The sequence below is a fragment of the Dawidia cretensis genome, assembly GCF_018598175.1.
Lineage (GTDB): Bacteria > Bacteroidota > Bacteroidia > Cytophagales > Cyclobacteriaceae > Ohtaekwangia > Ohtaekwangia cretensis.
On record NZ_JAHESE010000003.1, the window covers coordinates 39,771 to 60,462 of the forward strand.

The following is a 20,692-nucleotide window of genomic DNA, read 5'->3' on the forward strand; positions in this document are numbered from 1 at the left end:
TTTGGTCGGAAGACTTGAACCAGAGATAGACCTTATATAGTGTGAGTGTGAGAGCGAGAGCGAAGAAAAACTGCGTAAGCGTGTTCGCTCTCGCTCTCACACTGTTTTAGGTCCGGCGTTTGTCTTTGCCGAGGCCTATTTTAAAGTCGCTGGGGGTGCCGGTTACGCGCAGGTTCATAAAGCGCGTCTTTTTGTCTTTGTCGGCATATTCGATCGCGTCGACCTGGTCGAGGTCTACATCTTCTTGCTTTTTACCAAACAGGGAGCTGAAGCCTACCTTGGTAACCATCTTGAGGGGGACGCGGATGTAGTACTCCATTTTCAGATCCAGGGATTGTTTGCCGGAGATCTCCACGAAGCCCAGGGACGAGTTGATGTTCATGGAGGGAATGTTCAATACTCCGTCGGCGAATGTCAGTACGTTGCGCAGGGTGTCGAAGCTGATCATGCGCAGGTTCTTGTCTTTGAAGTAGCCGGCCATGGCCTGCATGGGCGCGAAGTCTACCAGGCTGCCTTTGTAGATGGAGACGTTTACCTCGGCCTTGGAGTTGTCGAGGATCGGCACGAAGTCGGGGTGTATGCGCACGTAGCTTTTGATCTGGCCGCTGACACGGCCTTTGATGTTTTTGTTGATGACGACGTCCTGGCCGAAGTGGTCGAGCTTGAGCAGCATCTTTTCGAGGTCGACCTGGTCTACCTTGATGCGGCTGCGCAGGTAGATCTTGTTGGGATCGCTGCCGTTGAAGTGGCCGCGCATGGCCAGGGTACCGCCGGCGATCCTGGTCGACAACGTGTCGATATAGATATGGTGGTCTTCCTGCATGCGGATGCGGGCCTGGGCGTCGCGCAGCCAAAGCTTGTTGTATTTGAGCTTGCCGATGTTTACCTGTACGTCGAATGCGGAGAAGGGGATCATGAAGACGTTGAAGGCGGAGGCGTGCTGGCTGGTGTCTTTCGTAGTGGCGGCCGTTGTGGTCGCAGGTGTTGTTGCCCCGGCCGGGGTGATGGTCTCCGCGCTATCGGTGCCGGTGGAGAAGTCGTATTGTGTGATCTGGTCGAGGTCGAGGAACGTGGAGTTGAAATAGAGGTAATTGTGTTTCTGCTTCCGCTCAGGGTTGTTGCCGGTATAATAACGGAAGTTGATGTCGAAGTCACTACGGCCGATGGTGCCATGCAGCGTGTCGGCCTTCATGATCCTGGAGGCATATACCAGTTTGCCTTTGATGTCTTTGAGCTGCAGGCCGTGTTGTTTGAGGTTGGCCGAGATGTTGGCGATCTTGATGCGTGCGACCTTAAAGACGGTGTCGTATTTCAGGTCGATCTTGGAACGTAGCCAGACGTCGTTAGCTTCTTCGTGGCGATAGCCGGGTGGCACCAGCTTGCGGCTGATGGGGCCGAGCAGGTCGTCCATGGCAAAGCGGTTGGACTTGAAGTCGAAGGCGATTTGGGTCTTACCTTTTTTATAGTCGGCAAACCACAGCTGGTAGTTGACGACGCGGCCGCTGAAGCGGATATCGGACTTGTCGATCATGCCGGTGAAGTTGCGCAGCAGCAGGGCGGTGTCGTTGATGGTAAGCGTGGCACCCAGGTCGTGGAACGCGTGCGGGTATTTTTTGAACGATGCGCTGAGGTTTTTAAGCTCGAACTTTCCTTTGGGAAGCGGCGCCGGGTGTTTCAACTGGCCGGCTGACGTTTGCAGGGCTACGCCGATGTTGAAGCCGTGGATCTCTTCCTGCATTTTGCGGGACATGGCGGTGTCGTGGGCGAACAGCTCTTTGAGAATGAGGTTTTGGCTGCGGGCGTTCATCGTTACCGTTACAGATTTTTCGGGATTGTGTAGCAGCGCGGGCAGGTCGCTGAGGCTGCCGTCGATGCGCAGGTCGGAGTTGCCGATGCGCAGGAAGACGGAGTCGAGGGTGATGCGGCCGTCTTTCATTTTGGCATGCACGTTCATGTCGCGTACCTGGTGTGGGTAGCCGGGGATGCGAAAGGCGAGGTTCTCGACGCTGAGCTCGCTTTGCAGACCGTCTTTCAATTTGTTCAGGGCTTGTTCGGGCAGCTCGATGTCGGTGATCTCCTTGAAGTTCATGTCAAGCTTGATCTTGCCGGTGATCTGTTGCAGACCGGGGATGCCGAGGAACTGTCCGAGGAATTTTAATTCCAGTTCCGACCGGATCTGCATGAGCACATGCGGGTCGGTAAAGTCACGCATGACGAAGTTGCCTTTGAAGATGCCTTTTTCGGGGCGGGCATTGACGTTGGTGATGTGCAGCTCGGATGTTTTCAGGGAGTTCTCGCGGCCGTTGGTATAGTATCCTTTAAATCCAAGTTGGTCTACTTTCTTTTCTGACGTTGTGTTGAGGAACCAGGCTTCTTCGCAGCCGAAGGTTACGTCTATGTGCGGTTGTTGATTTTCGGCGATCACACCCTTCACTTTGCCGTCGAAGTATATGCGGCCATCGTATTGAAACGGTTTGAGTGCTGTCTTGGCGTCGGGCGGCAGGAAGGCATTGATGAGGTTGAAGTCGGGCTTGTCGCCCTGGATGTGAAAGTCTACGTCGGCCTGTCGTGCCAGGTTGGCAGTGCCTGTTACGTTGAACGATGCTTGTTCGAGCAAGAGTCCGCCGGTGGTGATGGTGAGGTATTGGCGGGCGGTGTTGTAATCGCCTTTGAGGTCTACCTGCAGGTGTTTATGACGGAAGAAGCTGGTGTCGGTCGGGGTGACGAGGTCGAGGTTCATGCCGCCTTCCAGTGTCGCGGCGATGTTGGCGCTGTCGATGCGGAAGGAGGATACAATCTTTTCAATGGACGAGCTGATCTGCTGGCCGGTGGCCTTGTCGGTATACGAAAAGGTAAGTTCTTTTAATATGACCCGTTGGAGGTCTACTTTGAATGCGGTGGCTTCGCTGGTGGAAGGCGCCACCGGAGTGGTGTCGGCTTGTTGGGTGGTAGCTTCGACGATGTCGAGCTGGCCGTTTTCTTCGCGGGTCAGGTCGACGTAGCCGCCTTGTATAAAAAGCCGGCGAACGTTGTATTGTTGTTGGAGGATGTCGGGCAGGCTAAAGCCGACGTAGAGGCGTCCGATCTCTGCCAGGGGCTTGCCATGGGTGGCCTTGGTTGGGAAGAAACGCACTTCGTGCAGGGCTACCGACACGTAGGGGAAGTTTTTGAAGGGCGAGATGCTGCTCGTTTCAATGGTCAGCTCACCTTTGAATTGTTTGTTGACCGCGGCTACGGCCAGGTTTACGAGGCGCTGCTGCTGGGTAAGGAGGACGATCAGGCCGACGCCGGCCAGGACAAAAACGGTGATCAGGAGTATGAGCAGTGGCCTGACAATCCACTTCTTTATATTGGGGTTCATCGATGCAAGGAATGTGCTATGCTAAAACGCGGGATTTGCCCGCAGGTTGTTTTCATCCGGGGAATAATCAAAAACAGGGCCACAATCGCGGACGATGATACCGGCTTTGAAAACGTGTGCGGTCGTGCAATAAAGGGGTGAAGGTAACGTTGCACTCGATTCCGAATTTGTTGTGCTATAGGGCTTGCTATAGATTCGAAATCTACGGAATAATTATAATAAAAAAAGCACTGAACGTGCCAGTGCTTTTGTGCTTCAAATGCGGCTTGTTTTATTTCTTTTTCAGGAAAATAGTTTTCCCTTCTTTGGCGGAGCGTCGTGCTGCATCCAGGATTTCGACTGCGGTGACGTTGAGCGGGAGGGATGAGAGGTCGGTGTCCTTTACCACGATGCTGCCGTTTACCACGGCGGCGAAATATGCAAACGGATTATCCATGGGTGCGGGTAACGTCGCCATGGGTGTTTGTTGGGGGGCGTCGTCGCCGTTGCGGAAGGTGAGGGAGGTTTTGTCGGCCCAGATGTATGCGGTCTGGCCGTAGATCTCGATGTCTTTGCGATTGTAGGGCCAGTTCCACGAGGCCTGGATGACGCCGGTGGTGCCGGGGTAGGTGATGACAATGGTGGCGTCGTCGTCAACCTTGGGGTATACATCGGGTTTGATCTGTTGTGTTACAGCGGTGACGCTGGTGGGCTTTTCGCCTTTCAGCAACCAGGTGATGAGGTCGGCGCCATAACAACCGAAGTCCATGAGTGCGCCGCCGCCGTTTTCTACCGGGTCGGTGAGCCAGGCGAGGAACTCGGGATTCACATTGATCTCTTTCGGACCGCGGTGGCCGTCGTGTACAACAACCTTGCGGATCTTGCCGATGCGGTTGTCGCGGTAGATCATGTCGTAGGCTTCGTAGTGGCCGGCGTACCAGGTCGTCTCGTAGTTGGTAAGCAGGTGTATATTATACTGTTTGGCGAGCGCGGCCATTTGTTGCGCGTGGTCGTTGCTGACGGCCAATGGTTTTTCCACCATGACGTGTATATGGCGCGGTGCGCAGGCTTTGACGACGGCCAGGTGGTTATAGATGCTGTGGAAGGCGGTGACGGCTTCGGGCCTGGCTTTGTCCAGCATCTCTTCGAGTGTGGGGTATAGGAGTGTGAGGGGGAGGTTGTATTGTTTGAGCAGGCGTGTGGCGAGGTCGCGGTTGGGTTCGGAAATGCCGACGATCTCGAACTCCGGACGATTGGCGCTGTTCAGGATCCAGTGTACGTGAGAGTGTGTGAGGCCGGCGATGCCGATGCGGAGCTTCTTTTGTTGAGCGCGTGCGGGGAAGATGAATAGTGTTAGAAGCAGCACCAGTATGGATAGCGGTGTTTTCATGGCGATGTTGGTGTTAGTACAAGGCGAAGGTGGGAAAATGTTGTGAGCCCGGCTATTGGTTTTATATAGAACCTGTGTTGACGGGGTTGGTTGGCGGCATAGAAATAAAAAAAGCACTGGTTGGGGCCAGTGCTTTTTACGTGTAGCGAATAGCGGTATTAAAGTGTCGCCATATCGATGACAAAGCGGTAGCGGACGTCGCCTTTGACCATGCGGTCGAAGGCTTTTTGGATGTCCTTCATATCGATCAGCTCGATGTCGGAGACGATGTTGTGCTGGGCACAGAAGTCGAGCATTTCCTGGGTTTCGGGCAGGCCGCCAATCATGGAGCCGGCGAGTGTTTTGCGGCCGGGGATGAGACTGAAGGCGTGTAATTGCGCAGGATCCGGAGGCGCTCCCACCAGGATGTGGGCACCGTCGGTTTTTAGCAACGACAGGTATAGGCCCAGGTCGTGCGCGGCGGACACGGTGTCGATGATGAAGTCGAAGTAACCGGCAACGGCTTTTGTTTGCTCGCGATCGGAGGTGACGACGAATTTGTGGGCTCCGAGTTTTTTTGCATCGGCTTCTTTAGAAGCAGAGGTGCTGAGTACCGTTACTTCGGCGCCAAAGGCGACACCAAATTTTACGGCCATGTGGCCGAGGCCGCCCAAACCGAGTACGGCGAGCTTGTGGCCTTTGCCTACTTTCCAGTGGCGCAATGGCGAGTACGTTGTAATGCCCGCGCAGAGCAACGGTGCAACGGATGCCAGGTCGAGCTTGTCGGAGATGCTCAGGACGAAGTCTTCGTGCACGACGATGGTGTTGGAGTAGCCGCCGTAGGTAGGAGTTTTTTTGTCTTGCTCTACCCCGTTGTAGGTCTGGGAGTGACCGTTGGTGCAATACTGCTCGAGGCCGTGCTTGCAGTTGTCGCAGGTGCGGCAGGAGTCTACGAGACAGCCGGTGCCGGCCAGGTCGCCTACTTTAAACTTCTTCACTTCAGCGCCCACTTTGACGACGCGGCCGACGATTTCATGACCGGGTACCATCGGGAAGATGCTACCACCCCATTCGTCCTGGATCTGGTGCAGGTCGGAGTGACACACACCACAGAAGAGAATATCGAACTGAACGTCGCGTGGGCCGATGTCACGACGCTGAAAATTCCACGGTGCAAGGCCAGAATCTTTGGTTTGCGCTGCATACGCTTTTGTAGCGATCATAGGGCTGTGATTTTTAATTTTTTTGTTTTAACTACGTGTTACAGACGGGTGTGTTGACGACGCTTTTTTGCATCCCGGTGGCACCCTGTGTTTTGTTTGCCCTGAGCGGTTGGATTGGAACCTTTTGCTGCGTAAGAGCCGTTGTGGGTGCCTGCGGAGCCGGAGAAGTGTTTGAATAGCCGGGGAAACCTCGCTGCAATACGCCGTAAAGGAACGGGAAGCTGCTTTGGAGATCAATACGTTTCCCGGGAATGAGGCACTCATTAAAAGATTAGTAAGTCATGACAGAGCGAAAACTGACGTCCACCAATTATCAGAACCAGGCATTTCTAGAAGAACGTTGTGCATTGAATGAGCTATTGTATTTTTTGAGCAAGCGATGGATGACCGATGTGTTGTTTAGCATTGAAGAGGGCAACACGCGATTTACGTTGTTGAAAGAAAACCTGGAACACATCAGCGATCACATTCTGGCCGACCGGCTGCGTGCGCTGGAGCAACACCACCTTATTCAAAAGAGTTATCTGCCAGGCAACCCGCCGCGCACGGAATATGCGCTCACACCGAAAGGCAACAAGTTGAGCGAGATGCTCGACGGGTTGTGCGGCTTTGCCAGCCTGGAGCTGGAGCTATAGTTAAGGTTATAGTCTTGTTATCAATCTCAGAAGCTACAGGGAAGTTTCGCGCGGTATCCTGACCGTTACTGTTGCTATGCGATTTTTGACCTTGGTGCCTTCGTATTGTTCCATTGTTTAGTATAGACTGTGCTGAGCCTGACGTCCAGGGTGCTGGTGGCCGTTATTGCCTATAGAGCGTTGCGTTGACGCACACGCGGGGTTATTTCTAAAGTCATCCTGTTTATAGACCTTCTTTATAGCGGTATCTTGTTTTTATTGCGGAGATGCGGTAAAACTGCGTTTTGAGCTTTTAAAGCACATATTGCTAAAACGGTTAACTAAAACGTTTGCATTTCAGGAGAATATTATTAAGTTTGCTAAAACGATTAACTAATTTAACGCAAAACGCTAACGAGAACACTTTAACCTGCCTAAAAAGATGAGAAACTGCGGAACGGCTCTGCATAGCGGTCAAAGACTATGAGTCTTATCGACGGCTTTATTTACTGGAATGTTTCCCCCGTTATGTTCCACATTCCGGGGACGTCTGTTTCTCTGACGTGGTATGGACTGATGTGGGCGCTCGGCCTCATCATCAGCAGGCAGGTGGGTCTTTATATTTTTTTGAAGGAGGATCGCTATACGGTAAACCTGCCTGCTCTATTTTTGATGATCGTCGTCCCGGCGATCGTGGGTGCGCGGCTTGGACACTTTTTGTTCTATGATCTTCACGCGCTGGTCAGCAATCCGTTTGTGGTGGTCAACCCTCCTTTTCACGGCCTTTCGAGCCATGGCGGTGTATTCGGTATTCTTATTGGCGTATATATATGGTGTAGAAGAAACCATGCCGAATATCTTTTTGTGATCGACAGGCTTGCCCTGGTGGCCATCAGCGCCGGCGCCTGTATACGATTCGGCAATTTGATGAACTCGGAGATTGTCGGCGTGCCCGCCGATCTGCCCTGGGCATTTATTTTTGCCCACGTAGATCAGCTACCCAGACATCCCGCGCAGCTGTATGAGAGTGTTTTTTATACGGTGTTCTTTTTGTTTATGTTATACGTTTGGCATACACATGCTCATCACTTGCGTTCAGGCATCATATTGGGTATGATATTGACAATTCTTTGGACATTTCGATTTGTCGTGGAGTCTGTCAAGGAGAACCAATCGGCGTTTGAGCACGATCTTTCACTCAATATAGGGCAGATTTTAAGCATCCCCTATATTATGGCAGGGGTCGCGTTGATTCTTTTGCGTAAATCAAAATACACGGTACGATATAGTAAATAGACGCATTCGTTCTCACAAAACGTCTGCGTAGGGTAAACTGGTTTTTTTGCTAAAACGATTAACTAAAATGATCTGTTCATTTAATAATAGAGGCAAATGAGAAGAGTAATTCTTTTGGCCGTTTTCATTGGCGGCATTATGCTAGCCTGCCAGGATGCAGCCTTCCTGGACGACACGCAAACTACAAATCTTAATGAAGGGACTGTCTTCGCCGACAGTACGTATGCAACCCAGTTTTTCTTCGGGATATTTGAAGATATTGGGTTCGATTCAGATCCCGGAAGATTCAGTGATGGGAACGCGTTCTCCCCGGCGCGCTCGGGCGGATTGGACGGTGGGTCTGATGAAGCAGAACCACGTGCTATTCCTACGATTACCACCAATGTTCAATTCGCTACCGGCACGGTCAATTCTGTAATTGTATCGAAGGATGCGTGGGATGTTTGCTACCGGAATATCCGGAGGACGAACCAGTTCCTGAAGCATATTGACATTACTCCCTTTCAGCCGGCACTGAAGACACAATTGGTTTCGGAGACGAGATTTTTACGAGCCTGGTATTATGCCATTCTCCTGAAACATTATGGTGGTATTCCGTTAATCGGTGACACGATATATAGCCCGAATGACAAAATTCTTGCCGTAAGAAATACATATCAGGAATGCGTGGATTACATCGTCTCGGAGTGTGACATCGCCGCCGCAAATCTGATTACCCGGCCGGTGGCCCGGGATCATGGACGGATCGGAGCAGGTGCCTGTAAGGCCTTGAAAGCACGCGTTTTGCTGTACGCCGCGAGTCCGTTATTTAATGGAAGCGGTTTTGCGCCCGAACCTCTTACTTCTATTGTAGGATATCCTACGGCTGATCCTAACCGGTGGAAGCTCGCAGCCGAAGCGGCTCAGGCTGTTATCAGTCTCAATGCGTATCGATTACATGTCAATAATTCGCCCCCCGGGGAAGGTTTTTACGAGGAATTTGTAGCGAAAGATTTTCAATCCAGCAATGCTTACTCGGGTACTATCCTGGAACGTGTGGCTACCGATGGCAATTATGAAGAGCGACTGTGGCAGCCACCGTCCCGTGGTGGTGGACAAGGTGGGGCGTATCCCTACCACGATCTGGTCAATGCATTTGGCATGGCGAATGGAAAAGCGATCACCGACCCTAACTCCGGTTACGACTCTCAAAACCCCTATGCAAACCGTGATCCGCGCCTTAACAACAGCATCAATCATGACCAAAGTCTAATGCCGGCGGTACTCCAGGGACCGCGTGTTCCGATCGATATTTTCCTTGGAAATTATCAGGGCAGACAGGCCGGGCAGGATGCCGTACGCGCCGGCACGCCTACCGGATATTATGTGAACAAGATGTTGCTCCGGGTGATCGTCGCGAACGGGTTCATTACAGGACCTGCGTCACGTCCGTTGATGCGCTATGCCGAGGTCTTACTCAATTATGCCGAAGCAAAAAATGAATTTGATGGTCCGACGCAGGAAGTATACGATGCGGTGGAGGCCATTCGCGAGCGTGCGGGCCTATCTCCGTTCACGCTGGCCGCGGGCCTTTCGAAGGATGCCATGCGGGAGATTATCCGGAATGAAAGAAGGCTGGAGCTTGCATTCGAGGGGCACCGCTTCTTCGACGTTCGCCGCTGGATGATCGCAGATCAGACCGAAAACCAGACGATGACCGGAATGGAAGTGGTGCGGACTGACTCGACCGCGAGCTACAATGTGTTCAACGTTCGCAAGCACAATTTCCGGGACGCCATGTATTTCTGGCCCATTCCTTACGCGGAGACGGCTAAATCTCCCGAGCTATTACAAAATCCCTATTACTAGACCTTAATCCTGTTGATATGAAAACTATTTACATGCAGGCATTGGCCATCATGATGCTGGTATCCTGTCTTTCATGCGAGAATAATGATGACGGACCGCTGGCCGAATCGGTGAAGAACATCGATGGAAGCTGGAAGGTGGTGAGTGTGGCCAGGAACGACCTGGATATTACGGATGCATTTGATTTCACCCGGTTCAGGATCAACTTCAACGAGGATGGTACCTACAGTTTCGATAACTACCTCCCTTTCCTTGTAGAGCAAGGAGGCTCCTGGGCCCTTGACGATCCGCAATATCCTTTCAAGATTAATTTCAAGGAAGGTAGCAGTGCTGAAACGGTGGCCGCCGATCTGACCTATCCGGTGACGCAGGGAAAGCGGCAGATACAGTTGACATTCAGTCCCGGATGTCAGCTGAACCGGTATAAATATATTCTGGAGAGGATCAACGAATAAAAGACTGGAGTTCTATGAAGCTTAATACCCAAAAAATGAGAGCCAATACAATAACCAGTCGCCAGTGGCTTGTTGGCAATATTGTGGTGATCGTGCTGGCTATTTTTGCCATCACCTGCGTAACTATCAAAAAGGTGGAGTACGAGCCGACGGCTGACGCCGGACAGATTGCCGAATTCAAGGTACATGTTTTCCTCGACGTTGCGGAGGCAAGAGACGATGCCCGGCTGGTAGTCGGGTTTCTCGCACCGAGAAGCTGGAACGGCGCGCAGAACATTACGGCAAGCTATACGGATAGCGAAGAGACAGGTGTTCAAACGATGAGCCTTATTCCCACGGGAACGAATCCATCGCAGGGTGGTGGGTTATCGTGGCCTGCCGCGATCAAGCAGCGCGTGGGTATCGGCGAGAACGTGCTGGATGATATGGAGTGGATTGTGTTTTGGACGGATAAAACCTATTCGGTAAGCAACGGGCAGGACATTGACGTCTACGTTACTTTCCAGGCTAAGACCGGTCCGGAGAATCTTAGTTTCAAGCCTACATTTTTTGTGAACGAGACTGCCGATGGTATGGCTGAGAATGAGGATTTCTCTGAGCTGTTCAAAGGCGATTGCTTTGCCGTTACGAACGGTACCGGAGACGGTATAGATTTCTGTGAGCTGCACTTCAATGCCGTTCAGCCGCTGACGGCCACGAAAGACGATTTTATTACCGTGGGTTTCCAGGGTGATGTTGGCCCCAACGACCTGGTCGATGCCGGCGTTGACCAAGTCTTCCTGTCGTCAATGGCGTACGTCCGCGGTAGCGGCCGGCAGATCGAGGTCCGCGATCATACTGCGGCGCAGCAACTAAAAAAGCAGTTTCAGTTTGGTAATGCGTATGCCATTACTCTATGGCCTGCCAGCTATTATAGCCTGGCAGCAGGAGAGGAGATCGAGAAGATCGAATATTATTTTACCAATGAAGACGGTTCCATTGAGGTCAAAGACAAAGTCGAAGACGTTGACGTCGACTTCGTTTACACATTCAAGTGCCAATAACAGATCTATAGTTTATTCAATCTTAAAACAAAATTATGATTTGTCTATATATAACGCGGATCAGAAGAAGTACACTGGCTTTATCGATGCTGATGTTCTTTATTTCAACGTCGATCCTGGCACAGTCTGTCGTTCAGGAGCCGGTGCGGAGCGGTACGTTGCTCGACAGCTACGGCAATCCGATCGAAGGTGTTATCATCAGGCTGAAGGGTGATTCCATCGCCAGCTCTGACAGTGAGGGGAACTTTGCATTACTCCCTTCGGTCAGGACCGGTGACGTGGTTGCATTCGACCATCCAGACTTTTATGTGCAAACGCTGGTTGTTGGCACTGAAACATCGGTTACGATGAAGGATGATTCACAGACATCGGAGCGTTTTACGGTAAGGCTTTTCAGCCGCTACCTACACAACCCGGAAGAGGCCTACGTATTGTACGGCAAGGCGAACCGGCGCAGCCTGATTGGTTCGGTTAGCACGATCTACACGGAGCAACTGAATACCACACCCGCGCCTACGATTGCGTATGCCCTTGCAGGGCGCCTTCCCGGGCTTTACACGTCTCAGGCTAGCGGATTCCGCGTTCCGGCAACAAGTAATAATTACGTCGGCGACCTTGGGGGGAATGTTCCCCGGTATTTTCTCGGTGCGCCCAGCGACAACACAGAGTTCGCTATCACCCTGCGAGGTCAGGCACCTGTAGTAGTCATCGACGGCGTTCAACGTGATCTCTATTCCATTGATCCGGATAACATTGAATCGGTATCGGTGTTGAAAGATGCATTTTCTTCTTTATTGCTGGGTATGCGCAGCTCGCGTGGCGTACTGGCGATCACCACCAAAAGGCCTGACACGAAGGAATTCAAACTTTCGTTTACCGGGCAGGTAGGTGTTCAAAGCGCGCTCAATATGCCGAAGCCGCTCGCTGCGTTTGAGTATGCGTACTTGCTCAATGAAGCCCTTCAGAACGACAACAAGGCGGCTGTTTACACGGGCGCTGATTTCGAAGCTTTTAAGAACGGCACGGACCCCATCCGCAGGCCGAACGTAGACTGGTATGATCAAACGCTACGATCCAATGCGCCCATGTCATCGTACAGCCTCAATATAAGCGGTGGCGGCCGGGTGGCGCGGTACTCGATCAGCGGCAGCTATATGAACCAGCAAGGTCTGTTCAATACGTCATCGCAGAATTCCTATCAGACCAATGCCGAACAGAAGCGTTATACCATTAGCTCGAATGTGGCGGTGGATGTTACCGACGATTTTCTCGTAGATGTATCGCTGTTCGCCAGGGTACAGGACGGGTCGCAGCCGGGGGTGGGTATGGGGGAACTGCTGAAGCAGATCCTGGAAACTCCGAATAACGCGTACCCCATTTACAACCCTAACGGATCGTATGGTGGTAACGTTTCATATCAGACCAACCTGATGGCGCAACTTATCAACTCGGGCTATATCGAAGACAACAGCCGCGATGCGCTAGCCAACATCGGGCTGCACTACAACCTGAATGATTTTGTACAAGGGCTTTCGGCACACGCCGTGACCAATATTTCTACACAGAATATTACGGCGTTGACGCGAAGCCAGCGGAACACTGTTTTTCAGTATGTGGCGAGCGAATCTGGTGAAGGTGGAAAATATACGCAGTATGGCAGCTCAGTTCCACAATCCAATAATTTCGCTCCGGTATCCACCACCCGATTGTGGTATGCCCAGTTCTCCCTTGACTATGACCGGCTGTTTGGCAAGCATCACGTAATCGGTAAACTCTTCGGTGATCGCCGCGTAGCCACGATAAATTATGACCTTCCGCAAACGCCTTCCAATCTTGCTGCCCGCGTTCAGTACGATTATGACAGTAAGTATTTCGTGGAAGGTGCGTTCACCCGTAGCCACGTCAACGTATATGCTCCCGGCAGGCAGTGGGGCTCGTTCTACGCTTTTGGGTTAGGGTGGGATCTCAGCCAGGAGGCATTCCTTCAGGATGCTGCGTGGCTGGATCAGTTAAAGCTCCGCGGCGTTTACGGGAAGACCGGCAATGGCATTGACAACTCCGGATACTACATCTTCCGTCAGACGTATTCACGCACGTTTACCGATGGTACCTATCAGCAGGGGTTCGGGCGCACAAATGCAACCGGTTTGTGGGAGAATTCACCGCTGGCTAATCCCAACATCACCTGGGAGAAGGCACATAAACTTGACGTGGGTGTAGACGTTTCCGCCGTAAATAATCATTTGCAGCTCACTGCCGACTATTACTACGACCGATACTACGACCTGCTACAGAACAGAGGAAAGAGCATTGCCCTGATCGGGTTCGCGTATCCGGCGGAGAATATCGGCGAAAATCTTTACAAGGGGCTTGAGCTGTCGGCAACTTACCAGAACAACCTTGGAGACTTCAATTACTTCCTTACCGCCAACTGGTCGAGGATGGCAACGGAGATGGTGTTCCTGGATGAGCAGAAGCGTGTGTATGACTATAACCGCGTAACCGGTGAATCGGTGGGTGCTCTTTATGGATATGTTGCTGACGGATTTTTCTCGTCACCGGAAGACGTAGCTTCCAGTGCGAAGCTGGAGAACATCACCGTTCAGCCTGGCGATATCAAGTACCGCGACCTTAACGGTGACGATGTCATCAATCAGTATGACCAGACCATTATCGGTAGGAACAAACCGCTTTCGTATTATGGTGTGACGGCAGGCTTTAACTTCAAGGGATTTGACGTAAGCGTGTTGTTGCAAGGTGCGTATAATCGTGATCAGTCTATCCGAGACGCCGTGGTGGATGCGGGTTTCCAGGTAACAGGTCAATCGTATGGTCAGGCGTATGAGCAGATTCTGGGACGGTGGACCCCGGAGACTGCAGCGACCGCCACGTATCCGAGGCTTTCCACCAGCAACAATTTTAACAACACACAGTCGTCGTCGTTCTGGGTTCGCTCCGGCGATTACATGCGGCTCAAGAATGTGAGCATCGGCTATACGCTGCCGTACAGGATTTCAAACCGTTATGGTGTTTCGCAGGTGAAGTTCTTTGTGAATGGACAGAATTTGTTCACCTCGTCCTCATACGATGCTGTTGATCCTGAAGTGACCAGTTTCAGGAGCTACCCCATCATGCGTGTGATCAGCGGCGGTCTTACTATTAAACTTTAAGCTTAGCGAAGTTATGAAGCATAGAATATTCAAATTCTCTTTCTTTATCGGTGCGCTGGCGCTGGCTTCTTCATGTAACGATGATTTTGAAGCGCTCCCTGTCGAGCAGTACACCATCGATTTTATTTTTAGCAAGACCGATTCGCTTGGTGTAAACGCCAGGCAATATCTCACAACGGTATACTCTCAATTACAGAATGGGCATAACCGCGTAGGAGACGATTACCTCGATGCTGCTTCAGACGATGCTGTGTCGTCTGCAACGGTTGTGGTGGATATTACCAAGCTGGGTACCGGGCAATACAATGCGGTGTCGCAGGTTCCAAGCGATATGCGTTGGTCAAACTACTACGCGGGAATCCGAAGCGCTACTACGTTCATCACCAATATTGAAGTAGTACCGTTGCGAGACAAACTTCCGAATGGCGTGCCCATGGCAAAAGTATGGAAGAGCGAGGCGAGGTTTATCCGGGCCATGCATTACTTCGAGCTATTGAGGCGCTACGGCGGCGTGCCGTTGATGGGAAATCGTGTTCTGGAGCTTGGTGAAGATGTAGAATTGCCACGAAACACATTCGAGGAATGTGTGAACTACATCGTAGGCGAGTGTGATGCAATCAAGGATAGCCTTCGTACATATCCGATTACGGATCCGAATGCCAACAGCCACGTAGTCACCAAGGAGGCCGCGCTTGCCCTGAAGGCACGGGTGCTGCTGTATGCCGCCAGCCCGCTTTACAACGGAGGCAATATTGATCCGAACAACACGCTGACAGGCTATACAAACTATGATGTCAATCGCTGGAAGCTTGCTGCAGACGCGGCGAAAGACTTTATGGATCAGAATACGTATTTTATTCTCGCGCCGGATTTTGCGAAACTTTTCATTACCGATGGCAACCGGGAAACTATCTTTTTCCGTTCGGGGGGAGCAAATACCAATATAGAGGAGAATAACGGCCCTGTGGGCTTTTCCGGAGCCAATCAGGGGCGTGGCCGCACGAGTCCATCGCAAAATCTGGTGGATGCTTTTCTTACGCTCGATGGGAAGTTTATTACGGATGCCGGTTCGGGCTATAACCCGGGCAACCCGTATGCTGACCGTGATCCGCGACTTGACTCGACCGTGATCCATAACGGTTCGCTGTGGCTCAATGCGACTGTAGAGACATTTCAAGGTGGCCGTCACCGGCCTGGTGGACAGATTCAGCAGACTAAGACAGGCTATTATCTCAGGAAGTTCATGGGAAAATTCGAGAAGACCCAGAACTATGGCGATACGCCGCATGATTGGCCTGTGTTTCGGTACGCGGAAATTTTGTTGAATTATGCGGAAGCACAGAACGAATTCGCCGGCCCGACTACAGACGTTTATGAGGTTATACGGGCTATCCGTGAGCGCGCCGGCATCTTGTCGGGAGGCGGTACGTATGGTCTCGATGCCGGCCTCACGCAAGAGCAAATGCGCGTCATCATCAGAAATGAGCGCAGGATCGAGCTGGCATTTGAAGAGCATCGCTCGTGGGATATCCGACGCTGGAAGATCGCGGAACAGGTATTCTCTACGCCTGTCAACGGAGTGATTATCGTGAAGTCCGGAACACTTCTGAATTATAACGTCGTGCCGGTTCAAGAGGCGGCCTTCGATGAAAAACGATATTTCTATCCTATACCGTTCGATGAAGTGATCAAGAACGGTAATATGGTTCAGAACCCGCAGTGGTAGTAAAGGAATCATCAAAGAAAAAATCTATAGACATGAAAAACATTTTACTGATTTTTATTTTTTCTCTCTTGGTGACGTTCTCCTTTGCGCAGAGAAATAATACCATTGAGGGAAAAGTTGCTTCCGTGGAGGGTGAAACGCTTCCGGGTGTAGGTATTTTGATCAAGGGCACGCAGCTCGGCACGGTTACGGACAGCGATGGGAAATTTACGCTCAAGGCAGACGACGGCGATGTTTTGGTGATATCGTTTATCGGTTTTGCCACGGAGGAAATACCTGTGAAGGGAAAAACATTCTTGGATGTGAAGCTGACGAGCAGCCTTACCACGTTGGAGGAAGTTATGGTGATTGGCTATGGTGAAACGAAACGTATTACCAACACCGGTGCGGTAAGCTCGGTGCAGGCTGCAGAAATCCGCACGGTACCGAACTCCAACGTTCAGAACTCGCTTGTGGGAAGAATGCCCGGATTTTTTGCGGTACAGCGTTCGGGGCAGCCTGGACGGGATGCGTCTGACTTCTTTATTCGGGGGGTGAGCTCATTGAACGGCGAAGGTAACCAGCCGCTGATTATCGTTGACGATGTGCAATACTCGTACGAGCAGTTGCAACAGATTAACGTCAATGAAATTGAAAGTATCTCCATTTTGAAGGACGCGTCTACTACAGCCGTTTACGGTATCAAGGGTGCCAACGGTGTATTGGTGGTTAAGACACGTAGAGGCAAAACCGGCCGGCCGCAGGTGAATTTGCGTATGGAAACGGGTGTTCAGACACCCGTGCGCAAACCTAAATTTCTAGACTCCTATAATTCTGCGTTGCTGATGAATGAGGCCTATGAGAATGACGGCCTTCAGCCGCGGTTCACACAGGCCGATCTCGATGCTTTCCGGGCGGGCAACGATCCCTATGGACACCCGAATGTGAACTGGTATGAAGAGATTTTCAAAACACATGCGTGGCAGCACAATGCCAACGTGGACGTGTCAGGCGGTATAGACAGATTAAAGTACTTCATATCGGGTGGCGCATTTTCACAGGATGGTCTGGTAAAAGATTTCTCCGGGCCGCAAAGCGATGTGAACAATAATTATTTCTACCGGAGGTTCAACTATCGTACCAACCTGGATTTTGCCGTAACGAAAACATTGGATTTACGATTGGATATGACGGCTCGTTTTTCGAACATCAACGAGCCCCGCAATCAGAATGCGGTTTCGGAAATCTATAATTTTCAAAAGATCAGGCCTTTTTCAGCGCCTGTACTTAATCCGAATGGCACCTATGCCTATGCGTTCGATACACAGGATAACCTTCCTACGCTTAATGCGCGCCTTGCCAACGGCGGATATACACGTACGAGACGTACGGACTCGAACATCCTTGTGGATGCGACCCAACGCCTGGATTTCATTACACCGGGACTTGCTGTGAAGGGCACGTTTGCGTATTCGGGCATAGAAGAAAACAGCCGGCAGGTGACGCGTGGCGATGCGCCGGGGTATGGTATACCTACGTATCATTATAATTCCGTAGACGGTTCGTACTCCATTGACCCCCGTGGTAACTACGATTACTCCGGCTATGCCGTGTATGGATATACCAATCAATACTCGAAGAATACGAACATGCAGGCTTTCGTGACCTACGATAAAGTTTTCAACGGTGTGCACACCCTCAAGGTCATGGCCTTATACAACCGTCAGAGTACTACTGTTTTGGCGCAGCCATTTGCAGGCGCTGACCTTCTGAAGGTTCCGTTCAATTACCGTGGCTACACGGGCCGGATCAGCTACAATTACAAGAATAAATATCTGGTGGATTTCAACGGCGCGTACAACGGTACAGACCGTTTTGGAAAGGACAAACGAAATGGATTCTTCCCTGCTATTGCTGCGGGATGGAGTCTTTCCGAGGAGGATTTTTTCAGAGACGCCATTCCTTATTTTACTTTGTTCAAGCTGAGAGCCTCGTATGGTCAGGTTGGCTCGGACGTTTCGTACGGAGGGCGCTATTTATTTAAACAGGTATACGCCCAAGGCGGCGGTTATGCGTTTGGTCAAATTCCGCAGGGCGTTACCACCATTCGTGAGGGTGATCTCGGTAACCCCAATGTCAAATGGGAGCGGGCGCGAAAGTTTGACGTAGGACTTGATGCCAACCTTGTCGGCGACAAGCTTTCGCTTACAATCGACTACTTCTACGACTACCGCTTTAACCAGCTGGTGAGCAGGGACAGCAGCATTCCTTCGATCATCGGTATCGGCACGTCTCCGACAAACATTGCGAAGACCAGCAACCAGGGTATTGACGGCTCTGTGAACTATAATACCAAAGTAGGACAGGTGACCGTGACATCGTCCTTTGTATTTTCCGTTGCCAAAAACAAGGTATTGTACAACGATGAGGCTCGTCCGGCATACCCCTGGCTGGCGGCAACCGGCCGTCCTATTAATCAGCCGTTCGGTTATACGTACGCCGGCTTCTATTCTGAAGAGGATATTGCCAGAAACAACGACGGTGATGCTGCCAACAATGTCGCCATGCCGCTCACGAGTACTCCCATTCAGGCAGGTGATCTGAAGTATAAGGATTTGAACAATGATGGTGTGATCGATAATTTTGATCAGGGTGCTATCGGCAAACCGAATCTGCCTAATACTACGCTTGGCTTAAACCTCGGAGCGAACTACAAAGGATTCAGCCTATCGGTGTTATTTCAGGGGTCATTCAACTACAGCTTTAGCGTGGTAGGTACCGGTATTGAACCTTTCAAAAGCCAGTTCCAGCCTGCACATCTTAAGCGTTGGACGCCTGACAATGCGGATAACGCAGAGTTTCCCCGGTTGACAAGCAACCCCACTACGGTGAACAGCGGTAACGCTTTCCCGTCTGATTTCTGGTTAATCGATGCGCGTTTTGTACGCCTGAAGACCGTAAACCTGGGCTATCAGTTGCCTGACCGGTTGGTTCCCAAAAATGTCAACAACATACGGTTCTATCTTACAGCCTATAACCTGTTGACATGGACCAACTTTTCAAAATATCAGCAGGATCCTGAGATTTCGACGAACACCGCGGGTGATGCATACCTCAATCAGCGCGTAGTGAACTTGGGTGTGCAGGTAGGTTTCTAAGTAAAACAACAATCCACATGAAAAGAAGTCAGAAGTCTATATTCTTCCTGGTGGTTCTTGCGGCCGTCATTTTCGGATGCAAGAATGACGACACCGAGACGGTCGTGTTCTCCTATAGTAACATCGTTTCTTACAACGTACCAGGGCAGGTCGGCAGTGCCGCGATCGATAAAGCGACGCGAACGGTTACGATCACCTTACCCTTTGGCACCGACCTGGAGCACGTGGTTCCTACGTTTGGGGTATCTTCCAATGCTACAGTCGTTCCGGTATCGGGCACTGCGGTAAACTTTAAAGCTAATAATAAAGTTGGTTATGTTGTCACATCCGAGTCCGGCAGGAAAAGTGAATGGACTGTTGAGGTGAAGCTCACGGCTGATCCGGAGGCGATCCAGCTCGAGCTCATTCCGAATACAGGAGGCTGGGAGTCAGAATTTACGGTATATCATGATCTGAGCTATAATAAATTCCTCACCCGCTTTTCCGGATGGAACGGTGGAGACGGATGCGTCACTACGGAGCTTCCCGATGGATCACTGTTATGGTCTTTTCAGGATAGCTTCTTCGGTTTGATTGACAATAGCCGCTCGCGTACCAACAACACCTTTGCGCGCAACGCGGGATTCATTCAGGAAAATAAGTCACTGTACAGCTACGTTCAGCTCAATCCCGGAACGAACGAGAACACCGACACCTGGGTACGTTACCCTGGCGCCAACGCCAACGACGACGATAAATGGTACTGGGGAGGTCCTTCTCAGGTAATCAATAACGAGGTACAGATGCTGATGGGGCAGATTCAACCCGCAGAATTTGCCGGCGTTCACGTCTCTACCGATATAGCCATCTTCGATACGGAGATGAACTTCAAGGAGCTGATCCAGGATAAATATGTGGGAGAGCTGGCCTGGGATGGCAGCATCTTCAAAGCTGACGACGGGTATACCTACATGTATACGCAGCAGAACTATGGCATCTGCGCCGCGAAGATCTATGTGGCCCGTGTTCCGGGGCAGGACTTGCGGGGCACCTGGGAGTATTATACCACCGATGGCTGGGTATCGCCCGCGCCAGCTGATCCGAGTAAATACATTGCCGTGCTCGATGGCACAGCGACACAGGCGAATGTGTTCAAGAAAGGAGATAAGTACTATTTCGTGACGCAGGGAACCTGTTTTGGACTTGAGATCCTCATTTATGAAAGTGCAAGTCCTACCGGCCCGTTCACAAACAAGCGTACGCTGTATACAATTCCTGACAAGTATACACAAGATGCTGATCCGAAGTTTATCACCTACAACGCGGTAGTTCATCATGCTTTGTCGAAGGAAGGGGAGCTTGTTATATCCTACAACATCAATCCGGTTAATTTTGGCGATAACTTCAATACTCCGGGTAGTGCGGACAACTACAGGCCTTATTTCGTAAGAGTATATAACTGGGAGAGTAATTAAAAATGATTTTTTCTGAG

12 protein-coding genes are annotated in these 20,692 nt (G+C 51.1%); 9 read left to right on the forward strand and 3 right to left on the reverse strand.

All coding sequences use genetic code 11. The features are described 5' to 3' along the window. Window positions 1-106: 106 nt before the first annotated feature. From KK062_RS05330 to KK062_RS05340, 3 genes are all read right to left on the reverse strand, one after another. Window positions 107-3,361 (reverse strand): AsmA family protein, encoded by a 3,255-nt coding sequence (locus KK062_RS05330; RefSeq protein ID WP_254083223.1) that lies wholly within the window; start codon window positions 3,359-3,361, stop codon window positions 107-109. Window positions 3,362-3,632: 271 nt separating this feature from the next. Continuing rightward, entirely contained in the window at window positions 3,633-4,730 is a 1,098-nt protein-coding gene (locus tag KK062_RS05335; protein ID WP_254083224.1) for a Gfo/Idh/MocA family protein, read from the reverse strand. Between the two features lie 158 nt (window positions 4,731-4,888). Beyond that, window positions 4,889-5,932 (reverse strand): NAD(P)-dependent alcohol dehydrogenase, encoded by a 1,044-nt coding sequence (locus KK062_RS05340; protein WP_254083225.1) that lies wholly within the window; start codon window positions 5,930-5,932, stop codon window positions 4,889-4,891. 281 nt (window positions 5,933-6,213) lie between these two features. Here KK062_RS05340 and KK062_RS05345 point away from each other — a divergent pair, with 281 nt between their 5' ends. From KK062_RS05345 to KK062_RS05385, 9 genes are all read left to right on the forward strand, one after another. Next, on the forward strand, window positions 6,214-6,567 hold the full coding sequence (locus KK062_RS05345; protein WP_254083226.1) for a winged helix-turn-helix transcriptional regulator: 354 nt from the start codon (window positions 6,214-6,216) through the stop codon (window positions 6,565-6,567). 462 nt (window positions 6,568-7,029) lie between these two features. After that, entirely contained in the window at window positions 7,030-7,842 is an 813-nt protein-coding gene (gene lgt, locus KK062_RS05350) for a prolipoprotein diacylglyceryl transferase (RefSeq protein WP_254083227.1), read from the forward strand. A gap of 96 nt (window positions 7,843-7,938) precedes the next feature. Next, window positions 7,939-9,690, forward strand: coding sequence for a RagB/SusD family nutrient uptake outer membrane protein (locus KK062_RS05355; RefSeq protein WP_254083228.1), 1,752 nt, complete (start codon window positions 7,939-7,941; stop codon window positions 9,688-9,690). 17 nt (window positions 9,691-9,707) lie between these two features. Then, a complete protein-coding gene (locus KK062_RS05360) occupies window positions 9,708-10,145 on the forward strand; it encodes a DUF5004 domain-containing protein (RefSeq protein ID WP_254083229.1) in 438 nt (145 codons plus the stop codon). 35 nt (window positions 10,146-10,180) lie between these two features. Beyond that, entirely contained in the window at window positions 10,181-11,188 is a 1,008-nt protein-coding gene (locus KK062_RS05365; protein WP_254083230.1) for a DUF4961 domain-containing protein, read from the forward strand. A gap of 35 nt (window positions 11,189-11,223) precedes the next feature. Further along, window positions 11,224-14,358 (forward strand): SusC/RagA family TonB-linked outer membrane protein, encoded by a 3,135-nt coding sequence (locus KK062_RS05370; RefSeq protein WP_254083231.1) that lies wholly within the window; start codon window positions 11,224-11,226, stop codon window positions 14,356-14,358. 13 nt (window positions 14,359-14,371) lie between these two features. Beyond that, window positions 14,372-16,084, forward strand: a complete 1,713-nt coding sequence (locus KK062_RS05375) for a RagB/SusD family nutrient uptake outer membrane protein (protein ID WP_254083232.1) — start codon at window positions 14,372-14,374, stop codon at window positions 16,082-16,084. A 32-nt stretch (window positions 16,085-16,116) separates the two neighbouring features. After that, entirely contained in the window at window positions 16,117-19,221 is a 3,105-nt protein-coding gene (locus KK062_RS05380; RefSeq protein WP_254083233.1) for a SusC/RagA family TonB-linked outer membrane protein, read from the forward strand. Window positions 19,222-19,238: 17 nt separating this feature from the next. Further along, entirely contained in the window at window positions 19,239-20,675 is a 1,437-nt protein-coding gene (locus KK062_RS05385; RefSeq protein WP_254083234.1) for a DUF5005 domain-containing protein, read from the forward strand. Window positions 20,676-20,692 lie beyond the last annotated feature (17 nt).

Bases quoted from the DNA above. Each gene is read 5' to 3' on its own strand.
- KK062_RS05380 (WP_254083233.1), top strand. From the start codon at position 16,117: ATGAAAAACATTTTACTGATTTTTATTTTTTCTCTCTTGGTGACGTTC.
- KK062_RS05335 (WP_254083224.1), bottom strand. From the start codon at position 4,730: ATGAAAACACCGCTATCCATACTGGTGCTGCTTCTAACACTATTCATC.
- lgt (WP_254083227.1), top strand. From the start codon at position 7,030: ATGAGTCTTATCGACGGCTTTATTTACTGGAATGTTTCCCCCGTTATG.
- KK062_RS05330 (WP_254083223.1), bottom strand. From the start codon at position 3,361: ATGAACCCCAATATAAAGAAGTGGATTGTCAGGCCACTGCTCATACTC.
- KK062_RS05385 (WP_254083234.1), top strand. From the start codon at position 19,239: ATGAAAAGAAGTCAGAAGTCTATATTCTTCCTGGTGGTTCTTGCGGCC.
- KK062_RS05345 (WP_254083226.1), top strand. From the start codon at position 6,214: ATGACAGAGCGAAAACTGACGTCCACCAATTATCAGAACCAGGCATTT.
- KK062_RS05365 (WP_254083230.1), top strand. From the start codon at position 10,181: ATGAGAGCCAATACAATAACCAGTCGCCAGTGGCTTGTTGGCAATATT.
- KK062_RS05340 (WP_254083225.1), bottom strand. From the start codon at position 5,932: ATGATCGCTACAAAAGCGTATGCAGCGCAAACCAAAGATTCTGGCCTT.
- KK062_RS05375 (WP_254083232.1), top strand. From the start codon at position 14,372: ATGAAGCATAGAATATTCAAATTCTCTTTCTTTATCGGTGCGCTGGCG.
- KK062_RS05360 (WP_254083229.1), top strand. From the start codon at position 9,708: ATGAAAACTATTTACATGCAGGCATTGGCCATCATGATGCTGGTATCC.
- KK062_RS05370 (WP_254083231.1), top strand. From the start codon at position 11,224: ATGATTTGTCTATATATAACGCGGATCAGAAGAAGTACACTGGCTTTA.
- KK062_RS05355 (WP_254083228.1), top strand. From the start codon at position 7,939: ATGAGAAGAGTAATTCTTTTGGCCGTTTTCATTGGCGGCATTATGCTA.